The organism is Lentilitoribacter sp. EG35 (genome assembly GCF_040784015.1).
Taxonomy (GTDB): Bacteria; Pseudomonadota; Alphaproteobacteria; order Rhizobiales; family Rhizobiaceae; genus Lentilitoribacter.
The window spans coordinates 146,010-167,608 of the sequence record NZ_JBFNGQ010000005.1 but is presented as its reverse complement, the minus strand read 5'-3'; the positions used below and the strand labels follow the sequence as shown (position 1 = coordinate 167,608).

At 44.1% G+C, this 21,599-nt stretch carries 18 protein-coding genes and 1 tRNA gene; 7 read left to right on the top strand and 12 right to left on the bottom strand.

What is annotated here, in order from left to right:
- Positions 1–106 precede the first annotated feature (106 nt).
- The gene (locus AB2J24_RS10920) at positions 107–1,138 is read left to right on the top strand and encodes a substrate-binding domain-containing protein (RefSeq protein ID WP_367385499.1); all 1,032 of its coding nucleotides are present in this window, start codon (positions 107–109) and stop codon (positions 1,136–1,138) included.
- A 60-nt stretch (positions 1,139–1,198) separates the two neighbouring features.
- Here AB2J24_RS10920 and AB2J24_RS10915 read toward each other — a convergent pair whose 3' ends face one another.
- From AB2J24_RS10915 to AB2J24_RS10895, 5 genes are all read right to left on the bottom strand, one after another.
- A complete protein-coding gene (locus AB2J24_RS10915) occupies positions 1,199–2,242 on the bottom strand; it encodes an ABC transporter ATP-binding protein (RefSeq protein WP_367385498.1) in 1,044 nt (347 codons plus the stop codon).
- Positions 2,239–3,063 carry an ABC transporter permease gene (locus tag AB2J24_RS10910; RefSeq protein WP_162653954.1) on the bottom strand — a complete coding sequence of 275 codons (825 nt, stop codon included), beginning with the start codon at positions 3,061–3,063 and terminating at the stop codon, positions 2,239–2,241. The genes AB2J24_RS10915 and AB2J24_RS10910 overlap by 4 nt, the downstream gene beginning before the upstream one ends.
- A 2-nt stretch (positions 3,064–3,065) precedes the next feature.
- Positions 3,066–3,923, bottom strand: a complete 858-nt coding sequence (locus AB2J24_RS10905; RefSeq protein ID WP_367385497.1) for an ABC transporter permease — start codon at positions 3,921–3,923, stop codon at positions 3,066–3,068.
- A gap of 123 nt (positions 3,924–4,046) precedes the next feature.
- On the bottom strand, positions 4,047–5,282 hold the full coding sequence (locus AB2J24_RS10900; protein ID WP_367385496.1) for an ABC transporter substrate-binding protein: 1,236 nt from the start codon (positions 5,280–5,282) through the stop codon (positions 4,047–4,049).
- A 292-nt stretch (positions 5,283–5,574) separates the two neighbouring features.
- Positions 5,575–5,650 (bottom strand) — tRNA-Lys (locus tag AB2J24_RS10895).
- A 184-nt stretch (positions 5,651–5,834) separates the two neighbouring features.
- Between AB2J24_RS10895 and AB2J24_RS10890 the strand changes: the two genes are divergently transcribed.
- Positions 5,835–6,581 (top strand): cytochrome c biogenesis CcdA family protein, encoded by a 747-nt coding sequence (locus AB2J24_RS10890; RefSeq protein ID WP_367385495.1) that lies wholly within the window; start codon positions 5,835–5,837, stop codon positions 6,579–6,581.
- A gap of 1 nt (position 6,582) precedes the next feature.
- On the opposite strand, the gene AB2J24_RS10885 is transcribed toward AB2J24_RS10890, so the two are convergent.
- Positions 6,583–7,494, bottom strand: a complete 912-nt coding sequence (locus AB2J24_RS10885; RefSeq protein ID WP_367385494.1) for a DMT family transporter — start codon at positions 7,492–7,494, stop codon at positions 6,583–6,585.
- 125 nt (positions 7,495–7,619) lie between these two features.
- Here AB2J24_RS10885 and glmU point away from each other — a divergent pair, with 125 nt between their 5' ends.
- From glmU to AB2J24_RS10870, 3 genes are all read left to right on the top strand, one after another.
- Positions 7,620–8,984: a bifunctional UDP-N-acetylglucosamine diphosphorylase/glucosamine-1-phosphate N-acetyltransferase GlmU gene (gene glmU, locus AB2J24_RS10880; RefSeq protein ID WP_162653949.1), complete on the top strand. Its 1,365-nt coding sequence runs from the start codon at positions 7,620–7,622 to the stop codon at positions 8,982–8,984.
- A gap of 148 nt (positions 8,985–9,132) precedes the next feature.
- The gene (glmS, locus tag AB2J24_RS10875) at positions 9,133–10,959 is read left to right on the top strand and encodes a glutamine--fructose-6-phosphate transaminase (isomerizing) (protein ID WP_367385493.1); all 1,827 of its coding nucleotides are present in this window, start codon (positions 9,133–9,135) and stop codon (positions 10,957–10,959) included.
- A gap of 140 nt (positions 10,960–11,099) precedes the next feature.
- Complete coding sequence (locus tag AB2J24_RS10870; protein ID WP_162653947.1) at positions 11,100–11,777, top strand: DUF502 domain-containing protein; 678 nt, start codon at positions 11,100–11,102, stop codon at positions 11,775–11,777.
- Between the two features lie 32 nt (positions 11,778–11,809).
- Here AB2J24_RS10870 and AB2J24_RS10865 read toward each other — a convergent pair whose 3' ends face one another.
- From AB2J24_RS10865 to recG, 4 genes are all read right to left on the bottom strand, one after another.
- Complete coding sequence (locus AB2J24_RS10865; protein WP_162653946.1) at positions 11,810–12,124, bottom strand: YciI family protein; 315 nt, start codon at positions 12,122–12,124, stop codon at positions 11,810–11,812.
- A gap of 21 nt (positions 12,125–12,145) precedes the next feature.
- Positions 12,146–12,577 carry an SRPBCC family protein gene (locus AB2J24_RS10860; protein WP_367385492.1) on the bottom strand — a complete coding sequence of 144 codons (432 nt, stop codon included), beginning with the start codon at positions 12,575–12,577 and terminating at the stop codon, positions 12,146–12,148.
- A complete protein-coding gene (locus tag AB2J24_RS10855; RefSeq protein WP_162653944.1) occupies positions 12,574–12,909 on the bottom strand; it encodes an ArsR/SmtB family transcription factor in 336 nt (111 codons plus the stop codon). Before AB2J24_RS10855 ends, AB2J24_RS10860 begins: the two co-directional genes overlap by 4 nt.
- An 89-nt stretch (positions 12,910–12,998) precedes the next feature.
- Positions 12,999–15,107: an ATP-dependent DNA helicase RecG gene (gene recG, locus AB2J24_RS10850; RefSeq protein WP_367385553.1), complete on the bottom strand. Its 2,109-nt coding sequence runs from the start codon at positions 15,105–15,107 to the stop codon at positions 12,999–13,001.
- Between the two features lie 85 nt (positions 15,108–15,192).
- Here recG and AB2J24_RS10845 point away from each other — a divergent pair, with 85 nt between their 5' ends.
- Complete coding sequence (locus AB2J24_RS10845; RefSeq protein ID WP_162653943.1) at positions 15,193–15,474, top strand: succinate dehydrogenase assembly factor 2; 282 nt, start codon at positions 15,193–15,195, stop codon at positions 15,472–15,474.
- Positions 15,475–15,503: 29 nt separating this feature from the next.
- Entirely contained in the window at positions 15,504–19,022 is a 3,519-nt protein-coding gene (mfd, locus tag AB2J24_RS10840) for a transcription-repair coupling factor (RefSeq protein ID WP_367385491.1), read from the top strand.
- Here the strand turns inward: mfd and AB2J24_RS10835 are convergent.
- Both AB2J24_RS10835 and AB2J24_RS10830 read right to left on the bottom strand, forming a co-directional pair.
- The gene (locus AB2J24_RS10835; RefSeq protein ID WP_367385490.1) at positions 19,019–19,696 is read right to left on the bottom strand and encodes a DsbA family oxidoreductase; all 678 of its coding nucleotides are present in this window, start codon (positions 19,694–19,696) and stop codon (positions 19,019–19,021) included. The two genes, mfd and AB2J24_RS10835, sit on opposite strands and share 4 nt — an antisense overlap.
- A gap of 17 nt (positions 19,697–19,713) precedes the next feature.
- Positions 19,714–21,528, bottom strand: coding sequence for an extracellular solute-binding protein (locus tag AB2J24_RS10830; protein WP_367385489.1), 1,815 nt, complete (start codon positions 21,526–21,528; stop codon positions 19,714–19,716).
- Positions 21,529–21,599: the final 71 nt, after the last annotated feature.

Sequence of the window (21,599 nt, the reverse complement as noted above, 5' to 3'; positions counted from 1 at the left end):
TTTACTTCCTTTCCATTTATCAACAACAAGATCAATGTCGCCAAATATTTTGTTACTTTGTCGATTTTCTTATTGATTTTCGAAGCGCTTCGAGTACATTTACATAATGAATTTAAGAGAACTCTCAGAACTTTTGAATCTTAGTCAAACTACCGTAAGCCGGGCCTTAAATGGTTTTCCGGAAGTCTCTGAACGCACAAGAGAACGCGTTCAGAGGATAGCGAAACAAAATAACTATGCGCCTAACAAGGCAGCAAAAGGCCTCGCAACTGGGCAAACATTAACAATAGGTCATGTTATTTCAACATCCAATCAGAATGAAATGGTGAACCCAGTTTTTGGAGATTTTGTGGCCGGTGTTGGTGAGGTTTATTCTGCAAATGGGTATAAAATGTTGATATCTGTCGTACCTCCAGAGGAGGATGAATATCAAGTTTATAGAGATCTCAAAGCACAAAGTACCGTTGATGCGGTAGTTATTCAGAGCCCAACGGTCAACGATGGTCGGATTTCTTTTTTAACAGAACTTGGATTGCCGTTTATTGTGCATGGCAGGGCTAGCCAATGCGAGATTCCCTACGCTTGGTTGGACGTAAACAATCGTTCCGCATTTATTAGAGCGACGGACTTTCTTTTTGATTTAGGACATAGGCGCATTGCTCTCTTAAACGGTAGCGAACATATGGATTTTGCTTATAGACGCAGGCAAGGGTATGAAAGTTCCTTGCAATCCCGCGGTTTAAATATTGATAGAGAATTAATGTTTTCAAATGAAATGACCGAGAGTTATGGATATCACAAAACTTTAGAATTATTAGAGCTGGATAATCCGCCTACAGCGATTTTAACAGCTTCAATTATTGTTGCTCTTGGGGCTAGGCGTGCGATACAGGAGGCAGGGAAGACTGTTGGTCGCGATGTTTCTATTGTAACACATGATGACCGCTTGTCCTATTTTCAGAACAGCGATGATATTCCTATTTTTACAGCGACAAAATCGTCTGTGAGAGATGCGGGACGCCGTTTAGCCGAAATGCTTTTACAGATTGTTGCAAATCCAGATATGCAACCACCCAATGAGCTACTGGAAGTTGAACTCACCCTTGGAAAATCCACGGGCCCCGCTCCACAAAAATAATGTAGAATTGTCTCTTGCTGTTGGTCGGAGGATGTACATGTAAACATCCAAGATATCATTTTATGGGGTTAGCATCCATAGCGCGTCGGCCGGCAAAGTTGCTGTAACTTTATTGCCTATCTCGATATTTTCTACTTCCGTCGGATTGGCCAAAGCTTCAAGATGTTCATCACCAATGCGGATTTTAAGGCGTGTTTGCGTACCTAAATACACTTTATCGACGACAATTGCCTGAAGACAGTTTGGTGTATTATCCGACTTATTAAGGTGTATGTTTTCCGGTCGAATGGTTAGGTGTACATCACCTTGGTTAGCGCCGTCTGGTATGACCAATATGCCAAATGTTCCAACAAATTTTTGCTCTAGTGCATTGCCTCTTATGAAATTGCGACCTCCGAAAAATCGTGCAGTTGCTTCATCAACTGGCCGTTTGTAAAATGCTTCTGGCGTGTCGTATTGCCTCATCTCGCCATTTAAAATGAGCGCAACACGGTCTGCAAGTACCACGGCTTCTTCTTGGTCGTGGGTCACAAATATTGTGGTGATGCCCATCTCTTTTTGTAGTGATCGTATGAGATCGCGCATCTCAATCCGTAAGTGAGCGTCAAGGTTCGATAGAGGCTCATCTAACAAAAGAACATCGGGCTGAACGATAAGAGCCCTTGCAAGCGCGACACGTTGTTGTTGTCCACCTGAAAGTTCACTTGGTTTGCGGTCAGCAAGATTAGGTAATCTTACGAGTTTGAGCATCTCCGCAACGCGCCGTTTGATTTCAATCGGACCAACTTTTCGCATCTTGAGACCAAAGCCAATATTCTCTTCAACATTCATGTAGGGAAACAAGAGATAGTTTTGGAATACCATGACGACACCGCGATGCTCTGGCTTATCATTGAGAATTGAGCGTCCATTAAATTTTATATCGCCAGTGGACGGTTTCAATAATCCGGCAATCATTTTCATCGTTGTTGTTTTGCCACAACCTGAAGGTCCAAGTAATGCGATGAGTTCGCCAGTTTGAATTTCTAATGAAAGATTGTTCAAGGCGGGATCATTCGTGCCAGAATATGTTTTTGTTAGATTTTTAATAGAAACATGGGTCAAATTCGGCCAAAGCCTCCAGCTACACCGCTACGGCCGGACAAGTGTTTTGCCGTAAGAAAAAGAATGACAATACCAGGCAGAATGTAAATCATACCGATGGCACCAGCGATATCATTTCGCCCTGAGGTAGCAAAGCTAAACAGTAGTAGCGGCAGGGTAATAACACGGCCTCCGCCTATTATAAGCGTAAGAATATATTGGCTCCAGGATACAAGAAAAGCAAAGAGTCCTCCAACAATGATACCTGGCATTATCGCAGGTAATGTCACATACCAGAATGTTTTTAAAGGGGAGGCGCCAAGACTGCGGGCCTGATCTTCAAATGCTTGGTCATAATTTGCAAAGATACCGGACATAACCAGCACCATGTAAGGAAGAGTTGGTATGAGATGAACGAGAATTACACTAGTGATGGTATTATTTAATCCCAGTGAGATGAAAACCGAATGAATCCCGAGAACAACAGCGATGCCGGGAACTATTGTGGGCGCCAAGATCATGAGCTCTATGATCTCCTTGCCTTTGAATTTATACATACCAAGGGCTCGGCCTGCCGGCACTCCAATTAAGATTGAAAGCAATGTTGCAATGAAGGAAATCCAAACTGTGAGCCAAAGGCTATCCAATACACCTGCAGTGTCTGAAACTGTATATTCCCATGCATTTAAAGACCAATTACGTGGCAGTATATCAGGGAAGTACCAACCTTTTGCAAAAGACCAAATAGCCAGCGGTACCAGCGGCAATATGAGCCATGTAATAAGCACTATTCCAGACAAAACCCTGAAGCTACGTAGCGGGGAGTTTTTGCGATAATTCATAACTACCCCCTAATCCGTTTGCGTGTATAGCGTACATATATCCAGATCATAAGGGCGCTAAGTAGCGCGATAATAATTGCCATCGCCATGGCTTCAGGTCTGGCAGCAAGGTCTACAGCTGTATATTTACGATAGGCGAGAACGGGCAAAGCAGCGGGGAAGTTTGCTCCCAAAATCGCGGGAATTTCATAGGCACCGAATGTGAAGGCAAACACCATGACAGACGCCGACAAAAGACCAGGGAAAATCATTGGAAAAAGTACATGACGAAATGTCTGCCATCTATTGGCGCCCAAGGAGCGAGCAACACTTTCGTAATCCTCTCCTATCGACTGTATGTTTGCTAGCACAATCACCCCGATAAATGGAATCTCCTTCCATACATACTGCAAGATGATGCCGATCGCATAAGGATCAAAAACCAGTGCCGGGAAATCTGCAGGCCGCGCAATTAGTTTCCAATCAACTGCCAGGCGTGCAAAGCTGCCTGATTGTGAAAATAAATAGAGCATACCTATTGCACCGACAAGGTGAGGAACGGTTAGATTTAGCTGAAACAAGAAATTCACGACGGCGCGCCCGACAAAATTTCGGCGTAGTAACAATGCGGCAGCAACTGCCAAAATCGAAGAAATGACCGTCGAGGTAAAGGCAATATGAAAAGTCAGTGCAAAAGATAAATAGAACTCTCGATCTGTAAATATCGAAATATATGCACTTACATTCGGCTCTGTCAGACCAATGATTGGCATGTAGTTAAAACTTCGCAACAGGCCTGTTACCAGCCCGCCAAAAAATAGGACAACGATTACGAACATTGCGGGAAGGAGCAACAGGAATATTTTCTGGCGGTCAGACATGCTCGCACAATATCCATAAAACTGATCGAAGTAGAAATGAAATATTCAATCTATGAACTTATCATAAGACTTTATATCAGGCTGTGGCGCTAACTAAATGCGCCACAGCGGAAATTGTTTGGGCTATTTGCTACCTACATTTTCAATCCAGCCTTTTTCAATCGCTGAAATCCAGGACACTTGAAGCTCGGGAAGTGCGAACTTTGCAAGATCCTCAGCTGGAACGACATTTGGGTGTCTCTCTATAGCTGCGAACTTCTTTCGAACTTCTTCTGACGTTCTGCTTATTTCGATGGCGGGCGCTGCTCCCCACACATCCGGCATTGCTTTTTGTAGTTGCACTTCGCCGGACAACAGCACATTTTGTAACACTAAAGCAGCAGCTTTGTTAGGTGAGTTAAATGGAATTACGGTATAATTGGTGTTGCCGATTGTTCCGTCTGTTAGGCCATAACCTTGTGTGGTCGGCGGAAAGGTCCCATTTTCAATTTTGATACCCACATCTGCAGGCTCGTAATTGAAGGTTAGCGCAACTTCCGAGTTTGCGTATAATTGATCAAGCGCGGAAATTGATGCCGGATATGTTTGCCCTTCGCGCCAGAGATATGGCTTCATATCAAGAAGAATTTTCCAGGTTTTGGTTGCGACTTCATCAAATTTTTCTTGATCAAAATCACCAAACAGTTGCTCTACGCCACCTGCGGCATGGTAAAAGACATGACGCACAAAAACAGCGCCATTAAAATCTGGTGGAGCCGGGTATGAAAACTGACCTGGGTTTTCTTTAACCCATTCGATTAATTCACCAATTGAACGTGGCGGGTTTTCTATAGTGGCTGCGTTGTGAGCAAATGAAAATTGTACTTTTGACCAAGGCACCTCACATCCGTCGACAGGTACGCCAAAATCGATCGCGATCGCCGGATTATCCCAATTTACAAGCTTGTTATTCGGTAAAGTATCAGTGTACCCGCAATAGGCCAGTCCGCCCTGTTTCATGGTTCGAAAGTTTTCACCATTAACCCAGATCATATCGACAGAGCCTTTATCTACGACTCCTGCTTCTTTTTCACTAAGTACGATATTTACAGCTTCAGCTGTATCACTAATACCAACGCGATTTAACTCAATATCATATTCATTCTTTAAAATACCGCCGACATATTCTGTAACATACTGGTTTATTGTATCGGAGCCGCCCCACATAAACCAATTAACTTCACCGCCCTTTGCCATGGATGTTATTTCTTCCCAGGACTTACCAATCAGGGCTTCACCATCTGAGCTATCCGCAAACGCATCAACAGATGCAATCGACATTGTTGTTAGCAAAAATGCGGCTTTAAATAGTTTTGTCATACTTTTTCCCAGTTATTATTATGAATATCGAGTTCATGCTACGTTTTGGCAATCTACCTCATCAGGTGATAGTAGAAACATATAGCCACGTCCATGCTGGAATACATACGCTGTTTTCACATTATAGTGAGCTTGGAGCAGATAATGGCGCGCATAACGGTAATTGGCGGTAGATAAAGGCCCTGATACAGCGTTTCATTTACATCGTTTTGTAAACCGTACGTACATATTTACGGCACTACCATAATACCCTAATTAAATTTTTGATATCGGGAATTTTATTTCCTGAGTATGGTGAGCGCGCAGGGGTTCGAACCCTGGACCTACTGATTAAAAGTCAGTTGCTCTACCAACTGAGCTACGCGCTCCCAAATCACACTAAAAAGTGCTTCGGAATTTCGCCGGAACATAGGGGTGAGTTTAGGTTCGGTCAACCTCTAATTTTCAACATTTCAAAGTTTTTTTATCACGGTTAACACGCAAAACTGTGATTGGCATGTTAATAGCATCTGGAGTAGAGAACAATTCGATGAATTAAACTTGGAGACAGACATGGAAATTGCAGAAATATCTGTACTAACTGCGATATTTGCTGGTGCCTTATCTTTTCTATCTCCGTGTGTTCTTCCGCTGGTGCCACCTTATCTTTGCTATATGGCTGGCGTATCTGTAGATGATTTTCGACAAGAGGGTCAAAATAAGCAGGGCAATTTTAGAAAAACGATTGTTCTAACTTCTTTGCTCTTCACACTTGGTTTCTCGACCGTCTTTATCGCACTGGGCGCAAGCGCATCGACTGTTGGTGGCATATTACGTCAGCATTTAGATATATTGGCACAAATTGGTGGTGTTATTATCATTGTTATGGGTTTGCATTTTTTGGGTGTATTCCGACTTGGACTCCTAGCGCGTGAATATCGGTTTCAAGGTAGTGGTAAGCCTGCCACGCTTTCTGGTGCATATTTTATGGGTCTTGCCTTTGCTTTTGGGTGGACGCCTTGCATCGGACCCGTTTTAGGTTCGATTTTAGGCGTTGCTGCATCAAGTAAAACGGTTGATTCTGGTGCCATGCTGCTCGCGGCCTATTCATTAGGTTTAGCAGTTCCATTTTGGATTGCGGCAGCATTCTCTGGCAGTTTTATGAAATTTTTGACCAGATTTCGTCGGCATCTAGGCCTAATGGAGAGGATTATGGGCGTGCTTCTTGTGATTACTGGATTGTTGTTTTTAACGGGAGCATTCACAACAATTGGCTTCTTTCTACTAGAAAGTTTCCCAATTTTAGGAACAATCGGTTAGATCATTTTAATTTCTTGGGAAGAGTTGCCACTATAACTCCCCCCAACACTAAGACACTCCCAATAAAGTGATAAGTATGATATTTTTCATCAAGCATTATTACCGCTAAAAGGACGCCATAGACTGGCAGTAAGTAAAGTGCCATGCTTGAAATGGCAGGCCCGAGATGTTTAATTGTGTGCTGCGTCCCGCTAAACGCCAGCAAAGACGAGAAGAAAACAATTCCGCCAATATTTAACCAAGCCGATTGGGTAGTGGGCATGCGTGCACCAGAAAACAACTCAAATGCTGCAAATGGTGCCAACAATATAGTTCCGGCGGCGGCCATGAGGCCAAGCATAGCAAAACTGGGTACATCTTTGCCTGCATCTGTTTTTTGTAAAATCAGATAAAGCGCCCATGATACGGCGCACCCTAGAATAAGCAAGTCGCCAAAGTTTAAATTGAGTGCAAGTAGTTGTTCTAACTCTCCCTTTAAAACAATGTAACAAACACCAATAGTTGCCGCGACAATACCAATGATTTCCTGCAATTTTATTGGTCTCTTTGTCCATAAAAATTGTATTATAATGACGAACAACGGGGAAGTGGTATAAACCAATGCTGAATTGATGGCTGTCGTTGTTTGCAACGCCATATAAACTATCGCTCCGCAAATCCACATACCTAAAAAACCCAACATAAGCCAAAAAGAGAAATGATGTTTAAGGAATGGTGTAACCGTACCTTTTTCCCGAATAATGATTGGGAGCAACACAATTAGGCAGCCAGCCCACCTTAAAAAAGCGATAGTAAATGGCGCAACGTCGAATATAATCCCGCGCCCAAAAATTAAATTTGTTGAAAAAAATAACGGTGTTAATGCAAACACTGCCCATGGCCACGCATTTGCTATGGAGAGACTTTTGGACAAATTACCATAATACCTTATTGGAAAGTTGCTTTATTGAATTTAAAAAATATCCTGATAAAAACAAATTCTTTATGTGATTAGTTTATGTAGTCATCAAATTTGAAATCGATTCGAGGGAAGGCTATATGTCACGTTCATGTTTAGCAATCATTTTGGCCGCTGGAGACAGCAGTCGCATGAAGTCATCAAAATCTAAAGTCTTACACAAAATTGGTGGACTTCCTATCATCTCACATATTGTTGACACGGCGGGAATAGCTGGTGTTGACCATGTTTCGATTATTGTCGGGCGAGATGCAGACAAGGTGACTGAAATTGTGGCTAAAAATGGAGTGCCTGTTAGCGCTCATTTACAAAAAGAGCGGATGGGAACTGCACATGCGGTATTGCAGGCTCGATCACAAATCGAACAGGGTTACGATGATGTTTTGGCGTTGGTTGGCGATGCACCACTTATAAAATCAGAAGTTTTGGATGATCTTCGCAAAGAATTAGCAAACGGCGCCGATGTCGTTGTCGCAGGTTTCGAAGCAGAAGACCCATTTGGTTATGGTCGAATGATTGTCAAAAATGGGAAACTAATCGCTATTCATGAAGAAAAAGAAGCGACTGACACAGAACGAGAAATTACGTTTTGCAATGGTGGTTTGATCGGCATTAATGGCAAAATTGCTCTTGAATTACTTGATGAAATCGGCAACGACAACGCCAAGGGTGAATACTACCTAACGGATATTGTAGATGTATGTCAGCGTACTGACCGAACGGCTGTAGCCACTTCTGCTCCTGAATGCGATTTGATGGGGTGTAATACAAGATCAGAACTGGCTGAGATCGAAGCCGAATGGCAGCTTAGAAAACGTGAGGAGCTTATGATTTCTGGCGTGTCCATGATCGATCCTAGCACTGTTTATCTCTCTTACGACACCGAAATCGAGCCTGACGTATTGATCGAACCGAATGTCTGGATCGGTCCTGATGTGAAAGTTGAAACAGGAACGACAATCCACGCATTTAGCCACATTGAAGGTGCGCGCATTGGCAAAAATGCATCAATAGGCCCGTTTGCACGTCTCCGACCGGGGGCAAACCTTTCCGAACGCGTAAAAGTCGGCAATTTCTGCGAAGTCAAAAAAGCAAATGTTGGTGTGGGTTCAAAAATTAATCACCTGACATATATCGGTGATGCCATAATCGGTAGTAATAGTAATATCGGGGCAGGGACCATTACCTGCAATTACGATGGCTTCAATAAACATCTGACTGAAATTGGCAATAATAGCTTCATCGGCTCTAATTCCTCTTTGATCGCACCCGTAAAAATTGGTGATGGCGCCTATGTTGGTACTGGAACGATCACAAATAAAGAAGTACCAAATGATGCACTGGCTATCGCAAGGGTCGAACAAATCAACATTGAAGGGGCTGGGGCTCGTATTAATGAGAAAAACCGCCTCCTGAAGGAAGAAAAAAAGAAAAAACGCGGTTAATCAGCTGATTGCATTTAGCTTTGCTACGATCATGTAACGAATTGTGATTCACAAAAGAACGATAAATTGAATAAAGCACGATGCACCGTAATGAGGGATGCATCGTATAAGTTTGGACAATATTTCGTCCATATCCGGAGAGTGAAAAATGTGTGGAATTGTAGGTATCGTTGGTAAAAGCTCTGTCGCGCCTAAGTTGGTCGATGCACTGAAACGCCTTGAATATCGCGGATATGATTCCGCAGGTGTCGCAACAATTGCGAATGGGATACTCGACCGCCGCCGTGCGGAAGGCAAACTCGTGAATCTCGAATCTTGTTTGAGCAATTCCCCGCTGGATGGCAATATTGGAATTGGTCATACGCGATGGGCCACACACGGCGCACCCACAGTAGCTAATGCGCATCCTCATTTCACGAAAGGTGTTGCCGTAGTTCATAATGGCATAATTGAAAATTTTGCGACGCTTCGTGATGAACTGAGCGAACAAGGTGCGCAGTTTTCAAGCCAGACAGATACCGAAGTTGTTGCCCATCTCTTTTCATCTCTACTTGCCAAAAACATGACACCACAAGAAGCAATGCAGGCCGCGTTAAAGCGTCTTGAGGGCGCATATGCACTTGCTGTGTTGTTTGAAGATTATGACGATATGATCCTATGCGCTCGTAGTGGTCCGCCACTTGCAGTTGGGCATGGCGATGGCGAGATGTTTATCGGTTCAGATAGTATTGCACTCGCATCATTTACTGATGACATCACTTATCTTGAAGATGGCGATTGGGCCATAATTACCCATACAAGCGTTGAAGTTCATGATCTCAATGGTGATATTGTTGAACGCAAACGACAAAAGTCACAAGGCAGTGCCATGATTGCCGACAAAGGCAATTATCGCCACTTTATGTTGAAGGAAATTCATGAGCAGCCTGAAGTCATGTCACGCACAATACATCATTATTTGGATATGGCGACTGAGAGCTTTAAACCAATCGGAAGTGAAATTGATTTTGCAAATTTGGATCGCTTAGCGATTTCTGCATGCGGGACGGCTTACTATGCCGGATTAATTGGTAAATACTGGTTTGAACGTTATGCCCGATTGCCTGTTGAGATAGATGTCGCGTCAGAGTTCAGATATCGTGAATTACCTCTTACGGGAAATATGGCTGCTTTCTTTATTTCTCAATCTGGTGAAACCGCCGATACTTTAGCATGCCTTCGCTACTGCAAAGAAAATGGCGTAAAAATCGGTTCTATCGTCAATGTGCCAGAATCTACAATTGCGCGCGAATCGGATGTCATATTTCCAACATTGGCTGGTATCGAAGTTGGCGTTGCCTCGACGAAAGCGTTTACCTGCCAGCTGGCAACGCTTGCAAGTTTAGCGATTTCAGCCGGACGTGCTCGCGGCACGATATCTGATGAACAAGAAAAAGAACTCGCGCGTTCTATGGCAAGCATCGAACGTCTGTCAAATAACACGCTTGAAAGCATTGATGATGGTATCAAAGATCTCTCTCGCGAACTTGCCAAGTGTAATCATGCGCTTTATTTAGGAAGGGGAACAAATTTCCCGCTCGCAATGGAAGCAGCACTTAAACTGAAAGAGATCTCATATATCCACGCAGAAGGTTATGCCGCTGGCGAACTTAAACACGGGCCAATTGCACTCATTGATGAAGATATGCCGGTTATCACGATCGCACCTTATGATGATTTGTTTGATAAGACTGTTTCAAACATGCAGGAAGTAGCAGCTCGTGGTGGAAAAATCATATTCATTACCGATGAGCGTGGCGCAAAGGAAGTGTCGGTTGAAACAATGTCAACCATTGTTTTACCAGATGTACCAGAAGCCATTTCCCCGATGATCTATTCACTGCCAATTCAGTTGCTTGCATATCATACTGCTGTATTTATGGGAACGGATGTTGATCAGCCTAGAAATTTGGCGAAGTCAGTAACTGTAGAGTAAGAAAGCCCGATTTATTTTACTTGCGAAGCGATGTTTTTGAACAAAGAACATCATTTCGACCAAATCTGCCATTTATGTGTTGTAGAGGGCACCAAAGGTACCTATTACCAAGGTGAAGATTTACACTCACAGAGTAGATAATGGTAAAAGAAAATACAAAAAAGCCACATCGTTCATATGGTGCGCGCCTTCGTAACAATTTCCTAACAGGCCTGATTGTTTGTGCGCCCATTGTGATAACAGCTTATTTAACTTGGAATTTTGTTGTCTGGGTGGATGGATGGGCAAAACCCTATATTCCTAAAGTATATAATCCTGAGACATATCTGCCATTTGGCATTCCCGGATTAGGTCTGATCTTTGCTTTGCTAGTGATAACAATTGTTGGTTTTTTCACGCGCAATTTAATTGGTCGTTCCGTTTTGAACTTCGGTGAATCTATACTTGCTCGAATGCCGCTTATTCGTTCTATTTATAAGGGTTTAAAACAGATATTTGAAACAGTCCTCGCAGAGGGACAAAGCTCGTTCTCTAAAGCTGGTATTATTGAATACCCACGTAAAGGGCTTTGGGCAATTGTGTTTATTGCAACAGATACGCACGGTGAAGTGGGGAATATTTTGAAGGAAGAAGACACAGTTTCAGTTTTTTTGCCAACCACACCAAATCCGACATCTGGTTTTTTGCTATTTGTTCCGCGCAAGGATTTGCGTTTATTGGATATGAATGTGGAGGAAGCTGCAAAACTTGTGATCTCAGCGGGGCTCGTTTCGCCGGATCATGAAGAAAACCTCGCAGATAAAATTATTGAAGAGTAGGGCAAATGGCGGGCATAGCCCGCCAACATTATTTACATTACGTGAATTTCAGCGACTTCAACGGTGCCCGAAGAATCTATCACCATCGGACACCCTTTGGCCATGTCTGTAGCCGCATCAAATGTATCAGCTTGAATAATGCTGTAGCCTGAGATCGGGTTTGCACCACCATCATCAGTTACAGAAGATATTGATACGGTTTTTGACTGACCAACGGGTGCGCCGCCATCGACAATTGCAGAGCCGAGTTGTTCAAACCAAGTTGTCCACGCAGCCATTACTTTAGCGCCTTCCTCTTCTGATTCTGGCGTTTTTCCACCGTGATAGGCAAATACATATTTTGGCATTTTCAATTCTCCTTTTGTGTTTTAACCAAGCGCATTTTCGAGACGGTTTATGCTGGATGTCCAACCGCCCATGTGATTTTTGGCGCTTTCATCATCAGCTAGATTTGTATGAATAACTTTGAATGTTGATCCGCCATTCGGGGAGGGCGTAACTTCAAAACGCACCTGACTTTCATGACCTCTTGCGTCATTGTCATCATGCCATGCCCATGTGAATTCAATATATTCAGGCGGAACAACCGATTTAACATCGCCGCTAACTTTAAAAATTTCGCCCTTGGATCCCTTCATTTCAGAAAACCATGGACCAATCTCTCCTAAACTTAAATCATGGGAGGGAACCGTAATACCTTCAGGACCCCACCATTTTAAAAGGTTTTCAACCTGAGTTAGGAACGCAAAGACTACATCAGGCGTTTGTTTGAATTCTCTTTCAATAACAACATCACTCATTTTAGATCTTTCTCCGGATTGAAACTATTCAGCGCATCCTCAAGACGATCAACACTTGCTTGCCAAAACTCCTGATGGTCAATTACCCAACGGTGAATAGCCTGAACTGCGGCTGGACGAACTGAATAAATTCGCCTCTGTTTATCAATTCGCTGCTGAATGACACCCGCCTCGCGTAATACTTTTAGGTGTCGCGAAAATGCTGGCGGCGATATCGTGGTATTTTTCTGAAGATCATTGACGCTTAATTCGCCCTCATTAAGCAATTGTTCGACAACAGCAAAGCGAGTTTTGTCGCCTAAGGCAGAAAAAGTATTGGATAGATTTTGCATTTATTTTCCTTACTTCGTTATTTAAGTAATTAACAAAAATATGAATTAAGTCAAGTTCAAGCAAATTTTTTTAAAACTGAGAGCTATTCTTATCCAGCACGAATGAACCGAATGGCCTCATCCCGACGCATCAGATAAAGAAGCATTTTGATGGCTTTACCACGTTCTGAGGTCAGTGAAGCATCGGTCTCGATGATGTATCGCGCATCATTCCGAGCAATTTCAAGCAAATCAGAGTGCGCATCCAATTGTGCAATGCGAAAGCCAGGCGTACCGGATTGCCGGGTTCCTAAAAGTTCGCCTTCACCACGCAATCGCAAATCTTCTTCTGCTATGCGAAACCCATCCTCAGTCTCACGCAATATGTTCAGCCGAGCTTGTGCAGTTTCAGATAGCGGTGATTTAAATAATAATACACAGCTTGATGCCTCATCTCCGCGTCCCACACGTCCGCGTAGTTGGTGCAGTTGTGCAAGACCAAAACGTTCGGCATGTTCGATCACAATGATTGTAGCATCTGGCACATCAACACCGACTTCTATGACAGTTGTTGCGACCAAAATACGTGTATCACCGCGTTTAAACGCTTCCATGGCGTCGTCTTTTTCATCGCCTTTCATCCGACCATGAACAAGACCGACAGGCACATCGGGCAAGGCACGTTGCAGCTCCTCTGCTCGCGCTTCTGCAGAGGTTAAATCGATTAGTTCAGAATCTTCAACCAGCGGGCAGATCCAATAGGCTTTTTTACCATCGGCGGTAGCAACACGTAAGCGATCCACCATTTGGGGCAGTCGATCGCGATCAATAGATACTGTTGAAATCGGTTTTCGTCCGGCAGGCTTTTCGGTCAATTTCGAGACATCCATGTCACCAAAAGCAGATAGAACCAGCGTACGAGGAATTGGAGTTGCCGTCATAACCAGCATGTGAGGCGCTACACCCTTAGCAGTTAAGCGAAGTCGTTGATGAACACCAAAACGATGCTGCTCATCAACTACGGCCACGAGTAACTTTTTATAGATTACAGCATCCTGGAACAGAGCATGCGTTCCGACAATAATCTGCGCACGCCCATCTTCAATACGTTCAAGCACTTCGCGGCGTTCTGCTGCTTTGCTTTTCCCAACTAATATGTCGATTGAGATGCCTGCTGCCGCTGCCATCTTGGAAAGAGATGCATGATGTTGTCGGGCCAGAATTTCGGTTGGTGCCATAAGTACAGCTTGTCCACCCGCCTCGACAGCGTCTGCCATAGCAGCGAGTGCAACTATTGTCTTACCAGCTCCCACATCGCCTTGTAAGAGCCGCAACATGCGCTCATCCTTATTCATATCTAATAAAATATCTTGGATGGCGTCATTTTGGCTATTGGTAAGACTAAACGGAAGGGCATCTACAATCTTGCGTCTTAAATTGCCTTTGACATGCAACGGATCACCGGGAAGTTTTCTAATAGATTGCCGGACAAGAGCCAAAGATAACTGACCAGCCAGGAATTCATCATATGCTAAACGTCGCCGCGCCGGTGCTTGCGGTTCCATGTCTGCCATATCCCGAGGATGATGGATTTGATCGAGCGCATCTTTGTAACTGGGGAATGAGTGTTTTTTTGCAAGTTCTTTATCAATCCAGTCCGGGAGATCAGGCAAAGTGCTGACCGCTTCGTTAATGCCCTTCTTGAGAATCTTTAAAGATAAGCCTGCCGTTAGCGGATAGACAGTCTCATATCGAGGCATATCTTTGGCTTTATCTTCAGCCATCATAAAATCAGGATGAACCATAGAAGCTTGCCCGTTAAACCAACTAGCTTTACCTGATACGATAACCTTTTCACCTTCGGGTAGGCTTTTCTCCAGCCATGATTGATGCGCTTTGAAAAAGACAAAAGATATCTCACCAGTCTCATCATGCGCAAAAACGCGGTAGGGAATGTTTCCGCGCCCACGCGGAGGGGCTTGATGGCTATCCACAGTTATACGGACAGTTGAAACGGCACCATCGACCATATGTGAAACCCCGGGACCAATTTGTCGGTCTATCAGGCTACTTGGTACATGATAGATCAGATCAACAATTTTAGTCTCATCACGGCTTTCACGTCCCGTTACACGCGCAATAAGATCAGCCACTTTTGGACCAATGCCATTGATTGAGGTTACGCTTTTGAAGAACATATCTATTTCATTTGGACGCATAGGTTTTTGTATCATTCAAAATTAATCGGGCAAAGTGCTATTTGACGTCCTGACAAGACAAATTTTGTCACGTATATAGGCCGTTATGACCGGAACAACTCAAAGCAGTAGTAAACTTGATCGCAGGCGTGCGCGCATTAAATTTAGGGCGTGGCATCGCGGAACAAAAGAAATGGACCTTGTATTCGGCCATTTTGTCGATAATTTCCTTCATGATTTGGATGATTCTGATTTAGATGAACTCGAGTTTATTATGTCCCATGAGGATACCGATTTATCGAAATGGATCATGCGCGAAGTACCGACGCCAGATGAGTTGAATACACCATTGTTTCGGCGCGTCATTGACTATAAACCCAACTACTAACATCATTTCCCCGCTTTGGAGCTGTTAACATGAGTGCAATAGCCGGATTTTCCACGGCTGATATCACAAGCCGATTGGGTCCTGTGATTATCTCCAATGTACCTGCAGGCGCCGAAGCTCTTGTGCTTGCAGAATTGGCACGTGATGGAAAGTCTGTCGCCCATATCATGGCCGATGGTCAACGTATGGCAGATTTTGCGCAAACTCTCTCATTTTATGCTCCAAATGTCGAGGTACTTACATTTCCCGGTTGGGATTGTTTACCCTATGACCGGGTATCGCCCGGGTCTGATATCGTTGCAAAACGACTATCCACACTTGGCCGATTGATTGCTCATAGTGAGAAGTCTAAGCCGGTAATTTTACTCACCACTGTTAATGCAATAATGCAGCGGCTCACACCATCCTCCCAGCTTAAAAGCCTCGCATTTTCAGCTAAAGCTGGCGCACATTTGCATATGGATGACCTACCTCCGCGGCTTGAGGGGCTTGGTTTTGATCGTACAGATACTGTACGCGAAGTGGGTGAATATGCCATTCGCGGTGGGATTGTGGATCTATTTATTCCCGGTTCTGATGTACCAATCCGACTTGATTTTTTTGGCGATACGCTCGAAAGCATCCGATCATTTGATCCTGAAACGCAGCGTACAAAAAAACAGCTAAAGCAGTTTTCACTCAATGCTATGAGTGAAATTGCGCTCGATTCGCCAAATATTGCACGCTTTAGAACTAATTATCTAACAGCATTTGGCGCTGCAACACGTGACGATGCGCTTTATCAAGCGATCAGCGTCGGTAGACGGTTTTCTGGTATGGAACATTGGCTTCCAATGTTTTATGCGGAGGTGGAAACGCTTTTCGATTATTTATCGGGTTTTACAGTCACCGCCGACCATGTAGCGCTTGAAGCGGCAAAGGAGCGTCGTGATCAAATCGATGATCACTATGATGCGCGTTTAAATACACTTGAGGGATCAAAGTCAGCATTAGGACAATCAGCACCGTACAAGCCAATCCTGCCGGATGACCTTTATCTTACACATGAAGAATTCACAAAAAACCTCGAACTGGTAAGATATATTCGCTTCACGCCGTTTGAAGAACCCGAAACGGATCATCGGCAAATATTACCGCTTTCCCTCAAGCCAGGTCCCAGATGGGCAAGTAATGTGGAGAAAAAGCAGGATGAATCTCGAACGAATGTATTTGATCAGGTCGTCAAACATATTTCCAACAAGCGTGCGTCTGGACAAAAAGTTCTCGTAACAGGCTGGAGCGACGGTTCCCTTGATCGCATGCTTCAGGTTCTAAACGAACATGGCCTTGAAAACATCAAACCCATCGGTTCGTTTGATGCTTTGGCGGCAGTTAAAAAGGGGCAGGCGGCATCAGCTATTCTTTCACTTGAAAGTGGTTTTGAAAATGAAGATTTTGCGATCATTGGTGAGCAAGATATTCTTGGTGATAGGCTTGTCCGTCGCTCAAAACGCAAGCGTAAGGGCGCTGACTTTATTTCTGAAGTCGCGGGACTAGAAGAAGGTACTTATGTTGTTCATGCTGAGCATGGTATTGCCAAATTCGTCGGACTACAGACTATTGAAGCTGGTGGGGCGCCACATGCATGTTTGGAGTTACGGTATCTAGGTGACGACAAGCTTTTTCTGCCTGTTGAAAATATAGAATTATTATCAAGATATGGTTCAGATGACACCACCGTAACTCTTGATAAGCTTGGCGGTGTTGCTTGGCAATCTCGTAAAGCAAAGCTTAAAAAGCGTTTGATGGATATGGCAGATCAATTGATTGCCATTGCTGCAGCGCGACATACCCGTCATGCGCCATCATTGACCGCTCCAGAAGGGCTATACGACGAGTTTGTAGCCTCTTTTCCTTATGACGAGACGGAAGATCAACTGAATGCCATCGATTCTGTAAAAGATGATTTGGTGGCGGGCTTGCCAATGGATCGCCTTGTTTGTGGTGATGTTGGCTTTGGTAAAACCGAAGTTGCCATTCGCGCAGCCTTTATCGCTGCGATGAATGGTGTTCAGGTGGCGGTTGTCGTGCCAACCACATTGCTTGCGCGTCAACATTTTAAAAGTTTCTCAGAACGTATGCGCGGACTTCCACTTCGTGTTGGTCACGCGTCGCGATTGGTTGGCGCCAAAAAACTTACGTCCACCAAAAAAGAACTGGAATCTGGTAAAACAGACATTGTGATTGGCACACATGCCTTGCTTGGCGACTCCATAAAATTTGCTAATTTGGGTCTACTTATCATCGATGAGGAGCAGCGCTTTGGGGTTAAGCATAAAGAACGGTTAAAAGAGATGAAATCAGACGTTCATGTCCTCACTCTTTCTGCAACTCCGATTCCACGCACAATGCAGCTTGCAATGACGGGTGTGAGGGAGTTGTCGCTCATAACGACACCTCCCGTTGATCGTTTGGCAGTCCGCACATTTATATCGCCGTTTGACACGATGATTATCCGTGAGACATTGCTTCGTGAGCATTATCGCGGCGGACAAAGTTTTTATGTCGCTCCGCGTATAAAAGATATCGAAGAAGTCCATGCATTTTTAGAGGCTGAAATTCCCGAACTAAAGGTCGCTGTTGCGCACGGGCAAATGCCACCTGGTGAATTGGATGATATTATGACGGCCTTTTATGAAGGTCAGTATGATGTTCTCCTCTCGACGACCATCGTTGAATCTGGTCTTGATGTGCCAGCGGCCAACACATTGATTGTCCATAGAGCAGATATGTTTGGTTTAGCGCAACTCTATCAACTTCGTGGACGTGTTGGGCGCTCCAAGGTTCGCGCGTTTGCACTCTTTACGCTTCCGCTCAACAAAACGCTTACATCAACTGCTGAACGCCGCCTAAAAGTTCTTCAGTCACTTGATACGCTCGGAGCCGGGTTCCAACTTGCCAGTCATGATTTGGATATTCGTGGCGCTGGCAATCTATTGGGTGATGCGCAATCTGGACACATCAAAGAAGTTGGTTTTGAACTTTATCAACATATGCTGGAAGAAGCGATTGCCGAACTTAAAGGTGATGAACTTGCCAGTGATGGTGGATGGTCACCACAAATTACGGTTGGCGCTCCGGTAATGATACCGGAGAATTATGTACCAGATATCAATCTGCGCCTTAGCCTTTATCGCCGTCTGGGTGATATTGAAGAATTATCTGAAATAGACGAATTTGGCGCAGAATTGGTTGATCGATTTGGCAAATTACCAGTCGAAGTCAAACATCTATTGAAAGTTGTTTATATTAAAACCCTTTGCCGGACTGCCAATGTTGAGAAGCTGGATGCCGGTCCAAAAGGTATTGTTGTAAACTTTAGAAACGGTGAATTTCCTAACCCCCCAGGGCTCGTTGCACACCTGTCTGACCCAAGCAGCCAAGCTAAGATTAGAGCAGATCAGAGTATCTTCTTTGCTCGCAAATTGACCGATGCCGACAAGCGACTTGCGGGATCTGCTGTGGTGATGACAAAACTAGCGAAAATAGCTGAAAGTGATGCTAACTAATCACTTTCACTTAACTTTATAACTTCTTGAATTGTATCCCTTATTACGCTTTTGCTTTGCGCGCCTTCAAGAGCATATTTTTTATTTAAGATAAACACAGGTACGCCATTAACACCGGATGATTTGATGGTTTCAATTTGATTTTGTATGACTTCTTTGCTTTCGTCCGATGCAAGCATGTAGCGCGTTTTCTCCCCAGGCATACCTGCATGTTCAGCGGCTTCTACAAGCACATCATCATCGCCGATATGCTTGCCCTGCTCGAAATAAAATTGCATGAGAATATTAACAAGCTTATTCTGCACATCTGAGCCATGATCACGCCCAGCCCAGAAAATCAATCTATGCGCATCAAGTGTATTGGGTGATACTGTAATATCATTCAGACGAAATGGTATTTCTTCGGCCTTTCCCGCCTCATTAATCGGCGCATAGATTTGCTCATGTGCATCTAATGATCCGAATTTGTCGATGAAATATTGCTGCCGGTTTTTGCCTTCCTTAGGCAAAGTTGCATCAAGTTGATAGGGTAACCAATGCACTGTTGTTTCAATATCATCACCTAATTCACTCAAGGCATCATTCAAGCGTTTGCGCCCGATATGACACCAAGGACACATAACGTCAGATACAATATCAATCGTGACATGTTGCTTTTGATTGTCGTCGGTCATGGATGATCCTTTAAATTTTATTCTGCGCGTCCATCCCACCAAACAGGTAACTGATAGCCATAAATCGGCTGCTTACCTTCAGGAAATTTGATGTAATCTCGATGAGCAACCCATGTCTCACCCAGATGGTAAGCTGGAATAATATAATGTCCTGAAAGCAGGGTACGATCATAAGCGCGCACTGCAGCTTGGAAATCTTCTGTTGTCCGCGCATTCACAAGCGCATCGATCATTGCGTCAACAGCGGGGCTTGCAACACCAGCGAAATTAAATGTGCCTTCTGGCTCGACCGCACGGGAACTCCAACGCCAAACTTGCTCTCCACCGGGCGAAAATGAGGATGTAAAGGCTTTTATAATCATATCAAAATCATATGTTTGCGAACGTTTTTGATATTGCGCATCATCCACTGTTCTTACCGACATCTCGATGCCAAGAGCCTTAAGCGAACGCTGGTAGGCCAGAGCTAGCTTTTCCTGATCCTCGTTTTGAGGCATCACTTCGAATGTAAGCTGTTTGCCATCGGTGCCAATAAGCTTGCCACCATCAATTTTATAACCCGCTTCCTGAAATAGGCCCAAAGCTTGGCGCAGCAATTTACGATCACGACCAGATGCATCCGTGACAGGTAATTGATATGTGCCATCCATAATGTCTTGAGAGACGGCATCAGGGAAGGGCGCTAACAGTGCCTTCTCAATGTCGTTTGCTGGGTTTTGGTAGCTGGATAAGTCTGACCCTTGCCAGAAACTTTGCGTCCGTGTGTAAACTCCGCCATAAAGATTTTTGTTGATCCATTCAAAATCGAACATCAAAGAGAGTGCTTTGCGCACTTTAATATCTTTAAAAATGTCGCGACGAGTATTGAAGACAAATCCATACATGCCTGATGGTCGCTGCTTCTTAAAAGTTTGCTTTATAATTTCACCATCGTTAACTGCGGAAAAGTTATAAGCCGTTTGCCAATGAGTTGGATTACCTTCTGGGTAAACGTCAAATAGGCCTTTTTTAAATGCTTCAAACTGCGCTGTTTGCGATAAGAAATATTCGACGCGAATTTCATCATAATTATCGAACCCAACTTTGGATGGAATGTCTTTTGCCCAATAATTGGGGTCACGCTCATAAGTAATTCGTTCGCCTGGGCGAATTTCTTTAACCTTATAGGGGCCAGAGCCAACAGGAATGTCCATTGTAATACTATCAAAATTGGCTGCGTCGGTATCATGCTTGGGGATAATCGGCATGAGCCCCAATATTAGCGGAAATTCACGGTTTGATTTTTCATTGAAGATAAATTTTACGCTGAGATCGGAAACCTTCTCCATACGCTCAACGCGCGCCAAACGACGACTATAGGGTGGACGCCCTTTTTCCGTCATCGTTTCGAAAGTGAATATGACATCATCTGCTGTAACAGGTTTTCCATCATGCCAGCGCGCTTTGGGATTTAAATTAAATTGAAGAAAAGTTCGCTCGTCGTCCCATTCGACGGTTTCTGCAAGAAGGCCGTACATTGTAAATGCTTCATCGCGAGAGCGTTGCATCAAAGTATCATAATAAAGGTGTCCAAATTCTGGGTCGATTATCCCGCGTGCGGCTGTGCGCATGCTTTTCAGTATAAAAGGATTCAAACTATCAAATGTACCGACAACGCCATATGAGATCTTTCCCCCTTTGGGAGCATCAGGATTTGCATAGGGAAAATGTTTATAATCAGCGGGTAGGGCAGGTTCTCCATGCATCGAGATGCCGTGCAAGGGTTCTGCCAATGTTGTGTTGGCTGTAAGCGCAAGCGCAAAGATGCACGTCGAAAACAATGATTTGATCATACCAAACTCCCAGATACTCAATGATTCTTATAAACTAACATGCCATCGAGACCTAACAGGTGTCAAAATGG